Raw genomic sequence first — 253 nt, forward strand, 5'->3', positions numbered from 1 at the left:
ATTCAATTGGACAGCACCTACAGGCTCCCAGTTACGGGTAGCCCCTGACCAGCGTTGTGGCTTCTTTTCCTTGGCTGCCTGATATACCTCATGACGCTTGGCCAGTATCCCACAATCTTCCCTCCGATGTCGCTGTGAGGGGGTCACAAATCGAATCCGACTGTGACGATGTTCGTTGTTATACCACCGCACAAACTCCTGTACCCAAACCCGTGCCGCCTCTATGTCTGCAAACCCGTCAGAGGGCCATTGC

1 pseudogene is annotated in these 253 nt (G+C 54.2%); it reads right to left on the reverse strand.

The window, feature by feature from the left end:
• Positions 1 to 253, reverse strand: a pseudogene (locus IV91_RS18130) (integrase core domain-containing protein); the annotation flags it as partial.

Source organism: Ferrovum myxofaciens, from assembly GCF_000735045.1.
Classification (GTDB): Bacteria; Pseudomonadota; Gammaproteobacteria; order Burkholderiales; family Ferrovaceae; genus Ferrovum; species Ferrovum myxofaciens.